Raw genomic sequence first — 18,193 nt, forward strand, 5'->3', positions numbered from 1 at the left:
GGGGGGGGGGCCGCCCGGCACCCCCCAGCCCCCCCCCCCCCGCGCCGTCGGTGGCTCCTTGTGGGCGGGGGGGGGGCGCCCGCGCCCGGCCCCCCCCCCCCCGGCCCACGCCCAGCTCGCACGGAATCCCGACCTTAGTCATGGCCGCCCGTCCGCCGACCGTGGAGCGAGGTGGCCCGAGAGGGAGTACGAGAAGGTGGCCACACCTAAAAAGGGCCGGAGCGCGAGCGCCCAGAGCAAGCCGGGGCGCTCGCTGGCCCTGATCCTGATCGCGCTCGTGGCGCTCACCGGTGGGATGTTCGCCTCGGGGCACACGAAACCGCGACTCGGCATCGACCTCGCCGGCGGTACGAGCATCACGCTCCGGGCGGTCCCCGAGGCCGGCAACGAGGCGGCGATCAACAAGACCAACATGGACACCGCCGTCTCCATCATGGAGCGCCGTGTCAATGGTCTGGGCGTCCAGGAGGCCGAGGTCCAGACGCAGGGCCGCGAGAACATCATCGTCAACATCCCCAAGGGGACGAACTCCGAACAGGCCCGCAAGCAGGTCGGCACCACCGCAAAGCTCTACTTCCGCCCGGTCGTCGCCACCGAGGTCTCCGGCGGCGGCACGGTCCCCTCGCCGAGTCCCACCGGAAGCCCTTCGGGCACGCCGTCCGGCAAGGCCACCGACAAGCCCGCGGCCACCGACAAGCCCGAGGCCACCGACAAGGACTCCGCCTCCCCGTCGGCCTCGCCCACCACGCAGGGCCGCGCCGTCACGGACGCCCTGAAGGCCGACGCGACGCCGTCCGCGGCCGCCTCCGGCCAGGCGAAGGCCAGCCCCACCCCGTCCGCGACCGGCGGCACCTCCGGGGACGACGCGAGCAAGCTCCAGGAGCAGTACGCCAAGCTCGACTGCACCGACGCCAAGACCCGCTCCACCGTGGGCGACAGCGCCAAGGCCACCGACGCGACGCTGGCCTGCGGCAAGAACGCGCAGGGCCAGTGGCAGAAGTACATCCTCGGCCCCGCCGAGGTCGACGGCACGGACGTCGACAAGGCCCAGGCCGTGCTGAACACGCAGACCGGTGCCGGCTGGACGGTCACGATGGACTTCACGGACGGCGGCGCCAAGAAGTTCGCGGACATCACCGGCAAGCTGGCGCAGAACCAGTCGCCGCAGAACCAGTTCGCGATCGTCCTCGACGGCGACGTGGTCTCCGACCCGTACGTCCGGCAGGCCCTGACCGGCGGCAACGCCGAGATCTCCGGCAACTTCACCCAGCAGTCGGCCCAGGAACTGGCCAACATGCTGACGTACGGCGCGCTGCCCCTGACGTTCAAGGTCGACAGCATGACGACCGTGACCGCCGCGCTGGGCGGTGACCAGCTGGAGGCGGGCCTGATCGCCGGCGCCATCGGCCTCGCGCTGGTCGTCATCTACCTGCTGGTCTACTACCGCGGCCTGTCCTTCATCGCGATCCTGTCGCTGCTGGTCTCCGCCGCGCTCACGTACACGCTCATGTCCCTGCTCGGCCCGGCCATCGGCTTCGCGCTGAACCTGCCGGCGGTGTGCGGTGCCATCGTCGCCATCGGCATCACGGCGGACTCGTTCATCGTCTACTTCGAACGCGTCCGCGACGAGATCCGGGAGGGCCGCTCGCTGCGGCCCGCCGTCGAGCGTGCCTGGCCGCGCGCCCGGCGCACCATCCTCGTCTCCGACTTCGTGTCGTTCCTCGCCGCCGCGGTGCTGTTCATCGTCACCGTCGGCAAGGTCCAGGGCTTCGCGTTCACGCTCGGCCTGACCACCCTGCTCGACGTGGTGGTCGTGTTCCTCTTCACCAAGCCGCTGCTGACGCTGATGGCCCGGCGCCCGTTCTTCGCGAGCGGCCACAAGTGGTCCGGTCTCGACCCGAAGAGCCTGGGTGCGCAGCCGCCGCTGCGCCGCACCCGCCGTCCCGCCGCCCCCGTCGACCCGAAGGAGGCCTGAGATGTCGAAACTCGGCAACCTCGGCGCCCGGCTGCACCGTGGCGAGATCGGCTACGACTTCGTCAAGAACCGCAAGATCTGGTACGGCCTGTCGATCCTGATCACCATCACGGCCATCGTCGGCCTGGCGGTCCGCGGGCTGAACATGGGCATCGAGTTCCAGGGCGGCGCCGTCTTCAACACCCCGAAGAACACCAGCGTCTCGGTGTCCCAGGCGGAGGAGTACGCGGAAGAGGCCTCCGGCCACGACGCGATCGTCCAGAAGCTCGGCGACGGCAGCCTGCGCATCCAGGTCGCCGGCATCGACACGGGCGCGGCGAACGAGATCAAGAACACGCTCGCCGACGACCTCAAGATCGACCCGGAGCAGATCAACGCCGAACTGGTCGGCCCCAGCTGGGGTGACCAGATCGCCAACAAGGCCTGGCAGGGCCTCGGCATCTTCATGGTCCTCGTGGTGATCTACCTGGCGATCGCCTTCGAGTGGCGCATGGCGCTCGCCGCGTTCGTCGCCCTGATCCACGACATCACGATCACGGTCGGCATCTACGCCCTGGTCGGCTTCGAGGTCACCCCGGGCACGGTGATCGGTCTGCTCACGATCCTCGGTTACTCGCTGTACGACACGGTCGTCGTCTTCGACAGCCTCAAGGAACAGACCAAGGACATCACCAAGCAGACCCGCTGGACGTACAGCGACATCGCCAACCGCTCGATCAACAGCACCCTGGTCCGCTCCATCAACACCACGGTGGTCGCGCTGCTGCCGGTCGCGGGCCTGCTGTTCATCGGTGGCGGTGTCCTCGGCGCGGGCATGCTCAACGACATCTCGCTGTCGCTGTTCGTCGGTCTCGCCGCCGGTGCGTACTCCTCGATCTTCATCGCCACGCCGCTCGTCGCCGACCTCAAGGAGCGCGAGCCGGCGATGAAGGCCCTGAAGAAGCGCGTCCTGGCCAAGCGCGCCCAGGCCGAGGCCAAGGGCGAGAGCCCGCAGGACGCGGCGGGCGAGGAGGGCTACGCCGAGGAGCCGGAGGACGCCGCGCCCGCGGTCGTCGGCCCCCGCAACCAGCCCGCGGCCCGCAACCGCGGCCGGGGCCGCCCTTCGGGGAAGCGCCGATGACCGACATCAGGGAGCTGCTGCTCAGCCGCATCCGGGACGTGGCCGACTACCCGGAGCCGGGCGTGATGTTCAAGGACATCACCCCGCTCCTGGCGGACCCGTCGGCGTTCACCGCGCTCACCGACGCCCTCGCCGAGATCGCCCAGCGCAGCGGCGCCACCAAGGTCGTCGGCCTGGAGGCCCGGGGCTTCATCCTGGGCGCCCCGGTCGCCGTCCGCGCCGGGCTGGGCTTCATCCCCGTGCGCAAGGCGGGCAAGCTCCCCGGCGCCACCCTCGCCCAGGCCTACGACCTGGAGTACGGCTCGGCGGAGATCGAGGTGCACGCCGAGGACCTCGCCGTCGGCGACCGTGTGCTGATCGTCGACGACGTCCTCGCCACCGGCGGCACCGCCGAGGCCTCGATCCAGCTGATCCGCAGGGCCGGCGCCGAGGTCGCGGGACTCGCCGTCCTCATGGAGCTCGGTTTCCTCAGCGGCCGCGGCCGCCTGGAACCGGCGCTGAACGGCGCCCCGCTGGAGGCACTGCTCACGGTCTAGCGCCCCGAGCAGCCCGGCGCGGACCGGCACGACACCGCGAAGGGCGGGCCCCCGGGAATCGGGAGCCCGCCCCTCGCGTTTCCCGGGTTGACGGTCCTCACAGTGGCCTGAAGGCGATCCCGAGGCCCAGGATGGCTACCATGGGGTCTCCGGAGCCTGACCGGGGGACCCGGATCGCGCACGAGGAGTCCTCTTGCCAGACGAGGCCCAGCACCTGACCGCCGCCAAGCCCGAGTCCGCCTCGGCTGCCGCGGCCAAGCCCGCGCCGAGCGCGCCCCACGCGAAGAACGACTCCCGCGGGGCGGTCGAGCACGCCCCGTCGGCCCCGGTCGACAAGCCCGCCGAGCAGTCCCGCCCCAAGCCGGTCCCGCCCGCGGTCCGCCAGGCCGGCGGCCAGCCGTCCCGCTCCGGCTCCTCCAACCGCGTCCGCGCCCGGCTGGCCCGGCTCGGCGTGCAGCGCGCGAACCCGTACAACCCGGTGCTGGAGCCGCTGCTGCGGATAGTGCGCAGCAACGACCCGAAGATCGAGACGGCGACGCTGCGCCAGATCGAGCGCGCCTACCAGGTCGCCGAGCGCTGGCACCGCGGTCAGAAGCGCAAGAGCGGCGACCCGTACATCACGCATCCCCTCGCCGTCACCACCATCCTCGCCGAGCTGGGCATGGATCCGGCCACGCTGATGGCCGGGCTGCTGCACGACACGGTCGAGGACACCGAGTACGGGCTGGAGGACCTGCGCCGCGACTTCGGCGACGTCGTCACGCTGCTGGTCGACGGCGTCACCAAGCTGGACAAGGTCAAGTTCGGCGAGGCCGCCCAGGCCGAGACCGTGCGCAAGATGGTCGTCGCCATGGCCAAGGACCCCCGCGTCCTGGTCATCAAGCTCGCCGACCGCCTGCACAACATGCGCACCATGCGCTACCTCAAGCGCGAGAAGCAGGAGAAGAAGGCGCGCGAGACCCTGGAGATCTACGCGCCGCTCGCCCACCGCCTGGGCATGAACACCATCAAGTGGGAGCTGGAGGACCTCGCCTTCGCGATCCTCTACCCCAAGATGTACGACGAGATCGTCCGGCTGGTCGCCGAGCGGGCCCCCAAGCGCGACGAGTACCTGGCCATCGTCACCGACGAGGTCCAGCAGGACCTGCGGGCGGCCCGTATCAAGGCGACCGTCACCGGCCGCCCCAAGCACTACTACAGCGTCTACCAGAAGATGATCGTCCGCGGCCGTGACTTCGCGGAGATCTACGACCTGGTGGGCATCCGCGTCCTCGTGGACACCGTCCGCGACTGCTACGCGGCCCTCGGCACGGTGCACGCGCGATGGAACCCGGTCCCCGGCCGGTTCAAGGACTACATCGCGATGCCCAAGTTCAACATGTACCAGTCGCTGCACACGACGGTCATCGGCCCCGGCGGCAAGCCCGTCGAGCTGCAGATCCGCACCTTCGACATGCACCGCCGCGCCGAGTACGGCATCGCCGCGCACTGGAAGTACAAGCAGGAGGCCGTCGCCGGCGCCTCCAAGGTGCGCACCGACGCCCCCAAGTCCTCCGGCAAGGACAAGGACGCCATCAACGACATGGCGTGGCTGCGGCAGCTCCTGGACTGGCAGAAGGAGACCGAGGACCCGGGCGAGTTCCTGGAGTCCCTGCGCTTCGACCTGTCCCGCAACGAGGTCTTCGTCTTCACCCCCAAGGGCGACGTCATAGCGCTCCCCGCGGGTGCCACCCCCGTGGACTTCGCCTACGCCGTGCACACCGAGGTCGGCCACCGCACCATAGGCGCCCGCGTCAACGGCCGCCTCGTCCCGCTGGAGTCCACCCTCGACAACGGCGACCTGGTCGAGGTCTTCACCTCCAAGGCACCCGGCGCCGGCCCCTCCCGCGACTGGCTGGGCTTCGTCAAGTCGCCGCGTGCCCGCAACAAGATCCGCGCCTGGTTCTCCAAGGAGCGCCGCGACGAGGCGATCGAGCAGGGCAAGGACGCCATCGTCCGCGCCATGCGCAAGCAGAACCTGCCGATCCAGCGCATCCTCACCGGCGACTCCCTGGTGACCCTCGCGCACGAGATGCGCTACGCCGACATCTCCGCGCTCTACGCGGCGATCGGCGAGGGCCACGTCTCCGCGCAGAACATCGTGCAGAAACTGGTCCAGGCGCTCGGCGGCGAGGAGGCCGCCACCGAGGAGATCGACGAGTCGGTCCCGCCGGCCCGGGGCCGCAGCCGCAAGCGCCGCTCCAGCGCCGACCCGGGCGTCGTCGTCAAGGGCGTCGAGGACGTGTGGGTCAAGCTGGCCCGCTGCTGCACCCCCGTCCCGGGCGACCCGATCATCGGCTTCGTCACCCGCGGCAGCGGCGTATCCGTTCACCGCAGCGACTGCGTGAACGTCGACTCGCTGTCCCGGGAGCCCGAGCGCATCCTCGACGTCGAGTGGGCGCCCACCCAGTCCTCGGTGTTCCTGGTCGCCATCCAGGTCGAGGCCCTCGACCGGTCCCGGCTGCTGTCGGACGTCACGCGCGTGCTGTCCGACCAGCACGTCAACATCCTCTCCGCGGCCGTGCAGACCTCCCGCGACCGCGTCGCCACCTCGCGCTTCACCTTCGAGATGGGCGACCCGAAGCACCTCGGCCACGTCCTGAAGGCCGTCCGGGGCGTGGAGGGCGTCTACGACGTGTACCGGGTGACGTCGGCGCGCAACCGGACGTAACAGCCCGTAGCGGGCATACGAAAAGGGCTCCCGTACGGCGTGTACGGGAGCCCTTCTCCGGCCGGCTGTCAGCCCCCGAACTCCTGCAGGCCCTTCAGCGCCTGGTCCAGCAGCGCCTGGCGGCCCTCGAGCTCACGCTCGAGCTTGTCGGCCCTGGCGTTGTTGCCCTGCGCACGGGCCTGCTCGATCTGGCCCCGCAGCTTGTCCACGGCGGCCTGCAGCTGACCGGTCAGACCCTCGGCACGCGCGCGTGCCTCCGGGTTCGTCCGGCGCCACTCGGCCTCCTCGGCCTCCTGGATGGCCCGCTCGACGGCGTGCATACGGCCCTCGACCTTCGGCCGGGCGTCGCGCGGCACGTGGCCGATGGCCTCCCAGCGCTCGTTCACGTTCCGGAACGCGGCCCGGGCCGCCTTCAGGTCCGTGATCGGCAGGAGCTTCTCGGCCTCCTCGGCCAGCTCCTCCTTGAGCTTGAGGTTCTCCGCCTGCTCGGCGTCCCGCTCGGCGAAGACCGAGCTGCGGGCCGCGAAGAAGACGTCCTGGGCACCGCGGAAGCGGTTCCACAGATCGTCCTCGTGCTCGCGCTGAGCACGGCCGGCGGCCTTCCACTCGGCCATCAGCTCGCGGTAGCGCGCGGCCGTGACACCCCAGTCCGTCGAACCGGACAGTGCTTCGGCCTCGGCGACCAGCCGCTCCTTGGTGCGCCGGGCCTCCTCGCGCTGCGCGTCCAGCTGCGCGAAGTGCTGCTTGCGCCGCTTGGAGAACGCCGACCGGGCGTGCGAGAACCGGTGCCACAGCTCGTCGTCGGACTTGCGGTCCAGCCGCGGCAGGCCCTTCCAGGTGTCCACCAGGGCCCGCAGCCGCTCACCGGCCGCCCGCCACTGGTCGGACTGCGACAGCTCCTCCGCCTCGGCGACCAGAGCCTCCTTGGCCTTGCGGGCCTCGTCGGACTGCTTCGCCCGCTGCGCCTTGCGCTCCTCGCGGCGCGCTTCCACCAGTTCCACGAGCTTGTCCAGCCGGACCCGCAGGGCGTCCAGGTCGCCCACCGCGTGATGCGCGTCGACCTGCTCCCTGATGTGGTCGATGGCGGCCTGGGCGTCCTTCGCCGACAGGTCGGTGGTCTTCACTCGCTTCTCGAGGAGGCCGATCTCGACAACCAGGCCCTCGTACTTGCGCTCGAAGTAGGCCAGTGCTTCCTCGGGGGAGCCTGCCTGCCAGGAACCGACGACCTGCTCGCCGTCGGCCGTACGCACGTACACGGTCCCCGTCTCGTCGACGCGGCCCCACGGGTCGCTGCTCACAGCGCCTCCTCCACATGATGCCTGCGAGGGGCCTCAGCACCCCCGGGCATCGTCCACAGTTTCGTCACGGCCAACATAGGCGACCGGCGGGGGGCCTGTCCGCATCCCGCGCGACCGAAATTACGCAGATGAGGGTCAGGATCGGGTGACCGTGGCCTTGTTGATCACGACCGTCGCGTTGGGCGCCGTATTGCCCGTCTGAGGGTCGGGAGCCTGCGCCCCGGCCTTGGCGATTTTCTGCAGCACCTTCATGCCCGCCTCGGACACCGTGCCGAACGGTGTGTAGTCGGGCGGCAGCTGACTGTCCTGGTAGACGAGGAAGAACTGGCTGCCTCCGCTGTCGCGGCCCTGCTTCGTCTGCGCGTTGTACTGGTTCGCCATCGCGACCGTACCCGCCGGGTAGACGCCGCCCTTGAGGCTCTTGTCCTTCAGGTTCTCGTCCGGGATGGTGTAGCCCGGCCCGCCCATGCCGGTGCCCTGCGGGTCACCGCACTGCAGGACGTAGATGCCCTGGTCGGTGAGCCGGTGGCACTTGGTGTGGTCGAGATAGCCCTTGTCCAGCAGGAAGTTGAACGAGTTGACGGTGCGCGGCGCCGCCGACGCCTTCAGCGCGATGTCCATCCCGCCGCAGGTCGTGTCCAGCTTCATCGTGTACGTCGCCGACTTGTCGATGGTCATCGCCGGCTCCTTCTTCCAGGTCTCCGACTTGACCTTGCCCGGGGCGGGCTTCTCGCACGGGTCAGGGGCCTTGCTGGGCGAAGCGCTCGGGGTGACCTCCGCGTTCGCGTTCTCCTTGCCGTCGTCCTCGTACGGCTTCGTCAGGAAGACCGTCACCGAGAGCACCACGACCACACCGAGGACCGAGGCGATCACGGAGTTGCGGATGCGGGACTTGCGCCGCGCGTCGGTGCGTCGCTGCTGTTGCCGCAGGTACTTCTCCCGGGCGAGCTGACGCCGCCGCTGTTCCTGGCTGACCACCGGGTTCTCTCCTATGCGTCTGATACGTCGACCGGTACGCGCGGGTCCTGTGCGCCGACCGCCTGCGTGTGCCCCGTACCGTATATGGGTTCGCTGTGGAATCGGCAGCGCCGGTAGGCTCTGACGGCAGCCGCAGCCTCCCGTATCGACACAACGAAGGACGATCGTGCTCATTGCCGGGTTCCCCGCCGGGGCCTGGGGGACGAACTGCTACCTCGTCGCCCCCGCCGCCGGTGAGGAGTGCGTGATCATCGACCCCGGCCATCAGGCCGCCGACGGCGTCGCGGAGGCGATCGCGAAGCACCGGCTCAAGCCCGTCGCCGTCGTCCTCACCCACGGCCACATCGACCATGTGGCCTCGGTCGTCCCGGTGTGCGGCGCGCACGACGTGCCGGCCTGGATCCACCCCGACGACCGCTACATGATGAGCGACCCCGCGAAGGGGATCGGCCGGTCCATCGGCATGCCGCTGCTGGGCGAGCTGACCGTCGGGGAGCCGGACGACGTCAAGGAGCTGACGGACGGGGCGAAGCTGGAACTCGCCGGCCTGGAGCTGTCCGTCGCGCACGCGCCGGGCCATACCAAGGGGTCGGTGACCTTCGGCCTGCCCGAGGCGGCGGACATCCCGCCGATCCTCTTCTCGGGCGACCTGCTGTTCGCCGGCTCCATCGGACGCACCGACCTGCCCGGCGGCGACATGGCCGAGATACTCGACTCGCTGGCCCGCGTGTGCCTGCCGCTCGACGACTCGACCGTGGTGCTGTCCGGCCACGGCCCCCAGACCACCATCGGCCAGGAGCGCGCCACCAACCCGTACTTGCGGCAGGTGGCGGCCGGCCAGGGAGCATCCCCGGCTCCCCGACGAGGAATGTGACGAGACCTTCCGTGAGCACCTTCAAGGCCCCCAAGGGCACCTACGACCTGATCCCGCCGGACAGCGCGAAGTACCTCGCCGTCCGCGAGGCCATCGCCGCCCCCCTGCGCAACTCCGGCTACGGCTACATCGAGACGCCCGGCTTCGAGAACGTGGAGCTCTTCGCGCGCGGCGTCGGCGAGTCCACCGACATCGTCACCAAGGAGATGTACGCCTTCGAGACCAAGGGCGGCGACCGGCTCGCCCTGCGCCCCGAGGGCACGGCCTCGGTGCTGCGCGCCGCGCTGGAGGCCAACCTGCACAAGGCGGGCAACCTGCCGGTCAAGCTCTGGTACTCCGGCTCGTACTACCGCTACGAGCGCCCCCAGAAGGGCCGCTACCGCCACTTCTCGCAGGTCGGCGCCGAGGCCATCGGTGCGGAGGACCCGGCGCTGGACGCCGAGTTGATCATCCTGGCAGACCAGGCGTACCGCTCGCTGGGGCTGAGCGACTTCCGCATCCTGCTCAACAGCCTCGGCGACAAGGAGTGCCGGCCGGTCTACCGGGCCGCGCTCCAGGACTTCCTGCGCGGACTCGACCTCGACGAGGACACCCTGCGCCGCGCCGAGATCAACCCGCTGCGCGTCCTGGACGACAAGCGCGAGTCGGTGCAGAAGCAGCTGGGCCAGGCCCCGCTGCTGCGCGACTACCTCTGCGACGCCTGCAAGACGTACCACGAGGAGGTCCGGGAGCTGATCACGGCCGCGGGCGTCGCCTTCGAGGACGACCCCAAGCTGGTGCGCGGCCTGGACTACTACACGCGCACCACCTTCGAGTTCGTCCACGACGGCCTCGGCTCCCAGTCCGCCGTCGGCGGCGGCGGCCGCTACGACGGTCTGTCCGAGATGATCGGCGGCCCCGCGCTGCCGTCCGTCGGCTGGGCCCTCGGCGTCGACCGCACGGTCCTGGCCCTGGAGGCGGAGGGCGTCGAGCTCGAACTGCCCGCGAGCACCAGTGTGTTCGCCGTCCCGCTCGGCGAGGACGCCCGCCGGATCCTGTTCGCCAAGGTCACCGAGCTGCGCAAGAACGGCGTGGCCGCGGACTTCTCCTACGGCGGCAAGGGCCTGAAGGCCGCGATGAAGGCGGCCAACCGCTCGGGCGCCCGGTACGCCCTGCTCCTGGGCGAACGCGACCTCGCCGAGGGCGTGGTCCAGCTCAAGGACCTGGAGTCCGGCGAGCAGACGGCGGTCGGCGTGAACGAGATCGTGGCCGAGCTGGAGTCGCGGCTCGGGTGACGGGGGCGGGCCGGACGGCACCCGCCGTCCGGCCCGCACGCCGCGCTGTCGCTCACCTGTGCGCAGGGGGCACACACGTCGGCCGAAACACAACCCTCAGGGGCGACCGCGCACACCTCCTTATGTCCTGCGAACGGTGGATCAACGAGGCTGTGCGGCACAATGGCCCTGCCCGAAGTTCCCCAGGTCTCAAGTGACGGAATCGGCGTGATGAGCAAGACGACAGTCAAGGACGTCTCCACGGAGCGCGAGCCGGAGCGCGCCTCGACCGCGCCCCGCGCGGAAGGCGCCGGCCGGGCCCTCGCCCTGCTGCTGGTGCTCACCGGCGCGGCCGGACTGCTCGCCGCGTGGGTCATCACGATCGACAAGTTCAAGATCCTCGAGGCCAAGGTCGAGGGCAAGACGTTCACGCCCGGCTGCAGCCTCAACCCCGTCGTCTCCTGCGGCAGCGTCATGGAGAGCGAGCAGGCCTCGGTCTTCGGCTTCCCGAACCCGATGCTCGGCCTGGTCACGTACGGCATCGTCATCGGCGTCGGCGTGGCCCTGCTCGCCGGCGCCCGCTTCCCGCGCTGGTACTGGCTCACCTTCAACGCCGGCTGCCTGTTCGGCGTCGTCTTCTGCGCCTGGCTGACCTTCCAGTCCCTGTACCGGATCAACGCCCTGTGCCTGTGGTGCTCGCTGGCCTGGGTCGCCACGATCCTCATGTTCTGGTACGTGACGTCGTTCAACATCCGCACGGGCTTCCTGCCCGCGCCGGGCTGGCTCAAGAGCTTCTTCGGCGAGTTCACCTGGGTCATGCCCGTGCTGCACATCGGCGTCATCGGCATGCTGATCCTGACCCGCTGGTGGGACTTCTGGCTCAGCTGACCCGGCCCGTCGCGGGGCCCGGCCGGACTGTCAGTGCCGTCCTTTAGGGTTTCAGTCGTGGAGCCCGACCTGTTCACCGCCGCAGCCGAAGAACGCCAGGAGAAGGAGCCGTCCAGCAGCCCCCTGGCCGTGCGCATGCGCCCGCGCACCCTCGACGAGGTCGTGGGCCAGCAGCACCTGCTGAAGCCGGGCTCGCCCCTGCGCAGACTGGTCGGCGAGGCCGCCTCCGGCCCGGCCGGCCCCTCCTCGGTGCTCCTCTGGGGCCCGCCCGGCACCGGCAAGACCACCCTGGCCTACGTCGTCTCCAAGGCCACCGACGCCCGCTTCGTGGAGCTGTCCGCGATCACCGCCGGCGTCAAGGAGGTCCGCGCGGTCATCGACGGCGCCCGCCGCGCCTCCGGCGGATTCGGCAAGGACACCGTCCTCTTCCTCGACGAGATCCACCGCTTCAGCAAGGCCCAGCAGGACTCCCTGCTCCCGGCCGTCGAGAACCGCTGGGTCACCCTGATCGCGGCGACGACGGAGAACCCGTACTTCTCGGTGATCTCCCCCCTGCTGTCCCGCTCCCTGCTGCTCACCCTCGAACCGCTCTCGGACGACGACATCAGGGGCCTCCTGCGGCGCGCCCTCACCGACGAGCGCGGTCTCAAGGGCGCCGTCGCCCTCCCCGAGGAGACCGAGAGCCACCTCCTGCGCATCGCCGGCGGCGACGCCCGCCGCGCCCTGACCGCCCTGGAGGCGGCCGCCGGAGCCGCCCTCGACAAGGGCGAGACGGACATCGCCCTGACCACCCTGGAGGAGACGGTCGACCGGGCCGCCGTGAAGTACGACCGCGACGGCGACCAGCACTACGACGTGGCCAGCGCCCTGATCAAGTCCATCCGCGGCTCCGACGTCGACGCCGCGCTGCACTACCTGGCCCGCATGATCGAGGCCGGAGAGGACCCCCGGTTCATCGCCCGGCGCCTGATGATCTCCGCCAGCGAGGACATCGGCCTGGCCGACCCCACCGCCCTGCAGACGGCCGTCGCCGCCGCCCAGGCCGTCGCCCTGATCGGCTTCCCCGAAGCCGCCCTCACCCTCAGCCACGCCACGATCGCCCTCGCGCTCGCCCCCAAGTCCAACGCCGCGACCACCGCCATCGGCGCCGCCCTGGAGGACGTCCGCAAGGGCCTGGCCGGACCCGTCCCCGCGCACCTGCGCGACAGCCACTACAAGGGCGCCGGCCAGCTCGGCCACGGCCAGGGCTACGTCTACCCGCACGACCTGCCCGAGGGCATCGCCGCCCAGCAGTACGCCCCGGACGCCCTGAAGGACCGCGAGTACTACGCGCCGACCCGGCACGGCGCGGAGGCCCGCTACGCGGACGCGGTCGAGTGGACCCGGAAGAACCTCGGTCGAAAGCGGTCCTGAGCACCCTGTAAACTCGGTCGGAGTGCCGCGTCCCGTGCAGTCAGAACGGGACATCCGGCCGGAGCCGGCCAGGGACGCAGTCCCGGCCACCGGCTCCAGGAGCGTCGCGCACCGTCGAACGGTGTCGCGGGCAGCCCACCACCATCCGCCGCAAGGCGGCCACGGTCGGTGGGCCACTCGCGTGCTGCACGTATGTGCCCAGATCAGGGGAGCGGCTGCCCACCCCGCCCGAGAGGGCGTGGCGGGTCTCCCCGGCTGCGGATGCGACCTCCCTCAACCCTGACAAGCCGGAAAATTAGGAAAAGAGACAGAGACAGTGGCGAACCAGTCCCGCCCCAAGGTCAAGAAGTCGCGTGCTCTCGGCATCGCGCTGACCCCGAAGGCCGTCAAGTACTTCGAGGCCCGTCCCTACCCGCCGGGTGAGCACGGCCGCGGCCGCAAGCAGAACTCGGACTACAAGGTCCGTCTGCTCGAGAAGCAGCGTCTGCGTGCGCAGTACGACGTGTCCGAGCGCCAGCTCGTGCGCGCCTACGAGCGTGCCTCCAAGGTCCAGGGCAAGACCGGTGAGGCCCTGATCATCGAGCTCGAGCGCCGTCTCGACGCCCTGGTCCTGCGTTCGGGCATCGCCCGCACGATCTACCAGGCCCGTCAGATGGTCACGCACGGCCACATCCAGGTCAACGGCACGAAGGTCGACAAGCCGTCCTTCCGTGTCCGCCCGGACGACGTCGTGCAGGTCCGCGACCGCTCCAAGGAGAAGACCCTCTTCACGATCGCCCGTGAGGGTGGCTTCGCCCCCGACGGTGAGACCCCGCGCTACCTCCAGGTGAACCTCAAGGCCCTGGCGTTCCGCCTGGACCGCGAGCCGAACCGCAAGGAGATCCCGGTGATCTGCGACGAGCAGCTCGTCGTCGAGTACTACGCCCGCTGATCCACGGCAGGCACGCGGTACCTCAGCCCGCCGTCTCCCCGCCCCTCCGGGCGGGCGAGGCGGCGGGCTTCGGCGATTGCGCCGCCGCCGGGCGGTAATCCGGTACGGAGCGCCATCCCCGGCGCGATAGGCTCGTCGCACGACTTTTTCGATGTTCAGGCACGTTTCAGGGAGCGGGTGCACACAGTGTCCGGTGGAGAGGTTGCCGGGATCCTGGTGGCCGTCTTCTGGGCGATCCTGGTCTCCTTCCTCGCCGTCGCGCTGGCGAGGCTGGCCCAGACGCTCAAGGCGACCACCAAGCTCGTCGCGGAGGTGACCGACCAGGCCGTCCCGCTCCTGGCAGACGCCTCCACGGCGGTGCGTTCCGCGCAGACCCAGATCGACCGGGTCGACGCGATCGCCTCCGACGTCCAGGAGGTCACGTCGAACGCCTCCGCGCTGTCGACCACCGTCGCCTCCACCTTCGGCGGCCCCCTGGTCAAGGTCGCCGCCTTCGGCTACGGCGTGCGCCGGGCCCTCGGCGGCCGCAAGGACGACGTGCCCGCCCAGGCGTCGAGGCGCACCGTGATCGTGGGGCGTACGGTCTCGCGGCGCGGCGCCCGAGGGAAGAGGGACTGAGAGCCAGCGATGTTCCGCCGTACCTTCTGGTTCACCACGGGCGTCGCCGCCGGTGTGTGGGCCACCACCAAGGTCAACCGCAAGCTCAAGCAGCTGACGCCCGAGAGCCTGGCACGCACCGCGGGGAACAAGGCGATCGAGGCCGGTCACCGCCTCAAGGACCGAGCCGTGGGCTTCGCGCTCGACGTCCGGGACAACATGGCCGTCCGCGAGGCCGAGCTGGGTGACGCCCTCGGGATCAACGAGAACCCCGAACTCCCCGGACCCCGGCGGTACGCCGCCATCGAGAACCGCAACCATCCGAAGTACGTCGAGGGCTCGGCGTACCAGACGAACCCGTACAACCGGAATGAGGACCACTGATGGAGTCGGCTGAGATTCGCCGCCGCTGGTTGAGCTTCTTCGAGGAGCGCGGTCACACCGTCGTCCCTTCGGCGTCGCTCATCGCGGACGACCCGACTCTGCTGCTCGTCCCGGCCGGCATGGTGCCCTTCAAGCCCTACTTCCTGGGCGAGGTCAAGCCGCCCTTCGCCCGCGCCACCAGCGTGCAGAAGTGCGTGCGCACGCCGGACATCGAAGAGGTCGGCAAGACCACCCGGCACGGCACGTTCTTCCAGATGTGCGGCAACTTCTCCTTCGGCGACTACTTCAAGGAAGGCGCCATCAAGCTCGCCTGGGAGCTGCTCACCAGCCCTCAGGACAAGGGCGGTTACGGCCTCGACCCCGAGCGCCTGTGGATCACCGTCTACAAGGACGACGACGAGGCCGAGCGCATCTGGCACGAGGTCGTCGGCGTGCCCAAGGAGCGCATCCAGCGCCTGGGCATGAAGGACAACTACTGGTCCATGGGCGTCCCCGGCCCCTGCGGCCCGTGCTCCGAGATCAACTACGACCGCGGCCCCGAGTTCGGCGCCGAGGGCGGCCCCGCCGTCAACGACGAGCGGTACGTGGAGATCTGGAACCTGGTCTTCATGCAGTACGAGCGGGGCGAGGGCACCGGCAAGGACAACTTCGAGATCCTCGGCGAACTGCCCAGCAAGAACATCGACACCGGCCTCGGTCTCGAGCGCCTCGCCATGATTCTGCAGGGCGTGCAGAACATGTACGAGATCGACACCTCGATGGCCGTCATCGACAAGGCCACCGAGCTGACCGGCGTCCGCTACGGCGACGCCCAGGCCTCGGACGTCTCCCTGCGCGTGGTCACCGACCACATGCGCACCGCCACCATGCTCATCGGCGACGGCGTCACGCCGGGCAACGAGGGCCGCGGCTACGTGCTGCGCCGCATCATGCGCCGCGCCATCCGCAACATGCGGCTGCTCGGTGCCACGGGCCCGGTGGTCAAGGACCTGATCGATGTCGTCATCGGCATGATGGGCCAGCAGTACCCGGAGCTCATCACCGACCGCGAGCGCATCGAGAAGGTCGCCCTCGCCGAGGAGAACGCCTTCCTCAAGACGCTGAAGGCCGGCACCAACATCCTCGACACGGCCGTCAGCGACACCAAGGCCGCCGGCTCCAGCGTGCTGCCCGGCGACAAGGCCTTCCTGCTCCACGACACCTGGGGCTTCCCGATCGACCTCACCCTCGAGATGGCCGCCGAGCAGGGGCTGTCCGTGGACGAGGACGGCTTCCGCCGCCTGATGAAGGAGCAGCGGGAGCGCGCCAAGGCCGACGCCCAGGCCAAGAAGACCGGCCACGCCGACATGGGCGCCTACCGCGAGATCGCCGACCGCGCCGGTGCCACCGACTTCATCGGCTACACCGACACCGAGGGCGAGTCCACGATCGTCGGCATCCTCGTCGACGGCGTCTCCTCCCCGGCCGCCACCGAGGGCGACGAGGTCGAGATCGTCCTCGACCGCACCCCGTTCTACGCCGAGGGCGGCGGCCAGATCGGCGACACCGGCAAGATCAAGGTCGACTCCGGTGCCGTCATCGAGGTCCGCGACTGCCAGAAGCCGGTCCCGGGTGTCTACGTGCACAAGGGTGTGGTGCAGGTCGGCGAGGTCACCGTGGGCGCCAAGGCCCACGCCGCCATCGACGACCGCCGCCGCAAGGCCATCGCCCGCGCCCACTCGGCCACGCACCTGACCCACCAGGCCCTGCGCGACGCCCTCGGCCCGACGGCCGCCCAGGCCGGTTCGGAGAACCAGCCCGGCCGCTTCCGCTTCGACTTCGGCTCCCCGTCCGCCGTTCCGACGGCCGTGATGACCGACGTCGAGCAGAAGATCAACGAGGTACTCGCCCGCGACCTCGACGTGCGCGCCGACGTCATGGGCATCGACGAGGCCAAGAAGCAGGGCGCCATCGCCGAGTTCGGCGAGAAGTACGGCGAGCGCGTGCGCGTGGTGACCATCGGCGACTTCTCCAAGGAGCTGTGCGGCGGCACGCACGTGCACAACACCGCCCAGCTGGGCCTGGTGAAGCTGCTCGGCGAGTCCTCCATCGGCTCCGGTGTGCGCCGGATCGAGGCCCTGGTCGGCGTGGACGCCTACAACTTCCTCGCCCGGGAGCACACGGTCGTCGCCCAGCTCCAGGAGCTGATCAAGGGCCGCCCGGAGGAGCTCCCGGAGAAGGTCTCCGCCATGCTCGGCAAGCTGAAGGACGCCGAGAAGGAGATCGAGAAGTTCCGCGCCGAGAAGGTCCTGCAGGCCGCCGCCGGTCTCGCCGAGTCCGCCAAGGACGTCCGGGGCGTCGCCGTCGTCACCGGTCAGGTCCCGGACGGCACGACCGCCGACGACCTGCGCAAGCTCGTGCTCGACGTGCGCGGGCGCATCCAGGGCGGACGGGCCGCCGTGGTCGCCCTGTTCACGGTGGCGAACGGCAAGCCGCTGACGGTCATCGCCACCAACGAGGCCGCTCGCGAGCGCGGCCTGAAGGCCGGCGACCTGGTCCGCACGGCCGCCAAGACCCTCGGCGGCGGCGGTGGCGGCAAGCCGGACGTCGCCCAGGGCGGTGGCCAGAACCCGGCCGCCATTGGGGACGCCGTCGACGCCGTCGAGCGCCTGGTCGTCGAGACCGCCAAGTAAGGGACGGGCCGCAAGCATGCGCAGAGGACGTCGACTCGCGATCGACGTCGGGGACGCCCGCATCGGGGTCGCCTCGTGCGACCCCGACGGGATCCTCGCCACCCCGGTGGAGACGGTCCCCGGGCGGGACGTCCCCGCCGCTCACCGGCGGTTGAGGCAACTCGTCGAGGAGTACGAGCCGATCGAGGTCGTCGTCGGCCTCCCGCGCTCCCTCAAGGGCGGCGAGGGGCCGGCCGCGGTCAAGGTGCGCGGCTTCGCCCAGGAACTGGCGCGCATGATCGCGCCGATCCCGGTCAGACTCGTGGACGAACGGATGACGACCGTCACCGCCGGTCAGGGACTGCGCGCTTCCGGCGTGAAATCCAAGAAGGGGCGGTCCGTCATCGACCAGGCAGCGGCCGTGATCATCCTGCAACAGGCCCTCGAATCCGAACGGGTGTCAGGTAAAGCACCCGGCGAAGGCGTCGAAGTGGTCATCTGATCGCGATACGGTAACGTTCCGCGCGATGCGGCGGCGTTCGAACAGCCACCGCACAGCAAGAGGCGGAACGGGAGCGGAGCCGG

The 18,193-nt window shown here is 70.3% G+C and carries 15 protein-coding genes; 13 read left to right on the forward strand and 2 right to left on the reverse strand.

From position 1 onward, the window contains the following. Positions 1-196: 196 nt before the first annotated feature. The 4 genes from secD (at position 197) to relA (ending at position 6,341) form a co-directional block, all read left to right on the forward strand. Positions 197-1,975, forward strand: coding sequence for a protein translocase subunit SecD (secD, locus tag ABZY20_RS28630; protein WP_356445025.1), 1,779 nt, complete (start codon positions 197-199; stop codon positions 1,973-1,975). A gap of 1 nt (position 1,976) precedes the next feature. Further along, on the forward strand, positions 1,977-3,095 hold the full coding sequence (secF, locus tag ABZY20_RS28635; RefSeq protein WP_356445027.1) for a protein translocase subunit SecF: 1,119 nt from the start codon (positions 1,977-1,979) through the stop codon (positions 3,093-3,095). Next, positions 3,092-3,631, forward strand: coding sequence for an adenine phosphoribosyltransferase (locus tag ABZY20_RS28640; protein ID WP_356445029.1), 540 nt, complete (start codon positions 3,092-3,094; stop codon positions 3,629-3,631). Before secF ends, ABZY20_RS28640 begins: the two co-directional genes overlap by 4 nt. A gap of 193 nt (positions 3,632-3,824) precedes the next feature. Continuing rightward, entirely contained in the window at positions 3,825-6,341 is a 2,517-nt protein-coding gene (relA, locus tag ABZY20_RS28645; protein ID WP_356445031.1) for a GTP pyrophosphokinase, read from the forward strand. A gap of 68 nt (positions 6,342-6,409) precedes the next feature. On the opposite strand, the gene ABZY20_RS28650 is transcribed toward relA, so the two are convergent. Next, a complete protein-coding gene (locus tag ABZY20_RS28650) occupies positions 6,410-7,639 on the reverse strand; it encodes a DUF349 domain-containing protein (RefSeq protein ID WP_356445033.1) in 1,230 nt (409 codons plus the stop codon). Positions 7,640-7,774: 135 nt separating this feature from the next. Beyond that, positions 7,775-8,617, reverse strand: a complete 843-nt coding sequence (locus ABZY20_RS28655) for a peptidylprolyl isomerase (protein WP_356445035.1) — start codon at positions 8,615-8,617, stop codon at positions 7,775-7,777. A 166-nt stretch (positions 8,618-8,783) separates the two neighbouring features. Here ABZY20_RS28655 and ABZY20_RS28660 point away from each other — a divergent pair, with 166 nt between their 5' ends. The 9 genes from ABZY20_RS28660 to ruvX all read left to right on the forward strand — a co-directional run bounded on the left by ABZY20_RS28660 (position 8,784) and on the right by ruvX (position 18,110). Beyond that, positions 8,784-9,491, forward strand: coding sequence for an MBL fold metallo-hydrolase (locus ABZY20_RS28660; RefSeq protein WP_356445037.1), 708 nt, complete (start codon positions 8,784-8,786; stop codon positions 9,489-9,491). An 11-nt stretch (positions 9,492-9,502) separates the two neighbouring features. Continuing rightward, the gene (gene hisS / locus ABZY20_RS28665; RefSeq protein WP_356445039.1) at positions 9,503-10,765 is read left to right on the forward strand and encodes a histidine--tRNA ligase; all 1,263 of its coding nucleotides are present in this window, start codon (positions 9,503-9,505) and stop codon (positions 10,763-10,765) included. 210 nt (positions 10,766-10,975) lie between these two features. After that, the gene (locus ABZY20_RS28670) at positions 10,976-11,632 is read left to right on the forward strand and encodes a vitamin K epoxide reductase family protein (protein WP_356445041.1); all 657 of its coding nucleotides are present in this window, start codon (positions 10,976-10,978) and stop codon (positions 11,630-11,632) included. Positions 11,633-11,689: 57 nt separating this feature from the next. Next, entirely contained in the window at positions 11,690-13,045 is a 1,356-nt protein-coding gene (locus ABZY20_RS28675; protein ID WP_356445043.1) for a replication-associated recombination protein A, read from the forward strand. Positions 13,046-13,361: 316 nt separating this feature from the next. Beyond that, positions 13,362-13,976 carry a 30S ribosomal protein S4 gene (gene rpsD / locus ABZY20_RS28680; RefSeq protein ID WP_356445045.1) on the forward strand — a complete coding sequence of 205 codons (615 nt, stop codon included), beginning with the start codon at positions 13,362-13,364 and terminating at the stop codon, positions 13,974-13,976. 177 nt (positions 13,977-14,153) lie between these two features. Then, complete coding sequence (locus tag ABZY20_RS28685) at positions 14,154-14,594, forward strand: DUF948 domain-containing protein (RefSeq protein WP_356445047.1); 441 nt, start codon at positions 14,154-14,156, stop codon at positions 14,592-14,594. A gap of 9 nt (positions 14,595-14,603) precedes the next feature. Next, positions 14,604-14,957, forward strand: a complete 354-nt coding sequence (locus ABZY20_RS28690; RefSeq protein ID WP_356445049.1) for a hypothetical protein — start codon at positions 14,604-14,606, stop codon at positions 14,955-14,957. Further along, on the forward strand, positions 14,957-17,629 hold the full coding sequence (alaS, locus tag ABZY20_RS28695) for an alanine--tRNA ligase (RefSeq protein ID WP_356445051.1): 2,673 nt from the start codon (positions 14,957-14,959) through the stop codon (positions 17,627-17,629). The genes ABZY20_RS28690 and alaS overlap by 1 nt, the downstream gene beginning before the upstream one ends. 16 nt (positions 17,630-17,645) lie before the next feature. Further along, complete coding sequence (ruvX, locus tag ABZY20_RS28700) at positions 17,646-18,110, forward strand: Holliday junction resolvase RuvX (RefSeq protein ID WP_356445053.1); 465 nt, start codon at positions 17,646-17,648, stop codon at positions 18,108-18,110. The last annotated feature ends 83 nt before the right edge of the window (positions 18,111-18,193 follow it).

The sequence above is a fragment of the Streptomyces sp. NPDC006624 genome, from assembly GCF_040611555.1.
Taxonomy (GTDB): Bacteria; Actinomycetota; Actinomycetes; order Streptomycetales; family Streptomycetaceae; genus Streptomyces.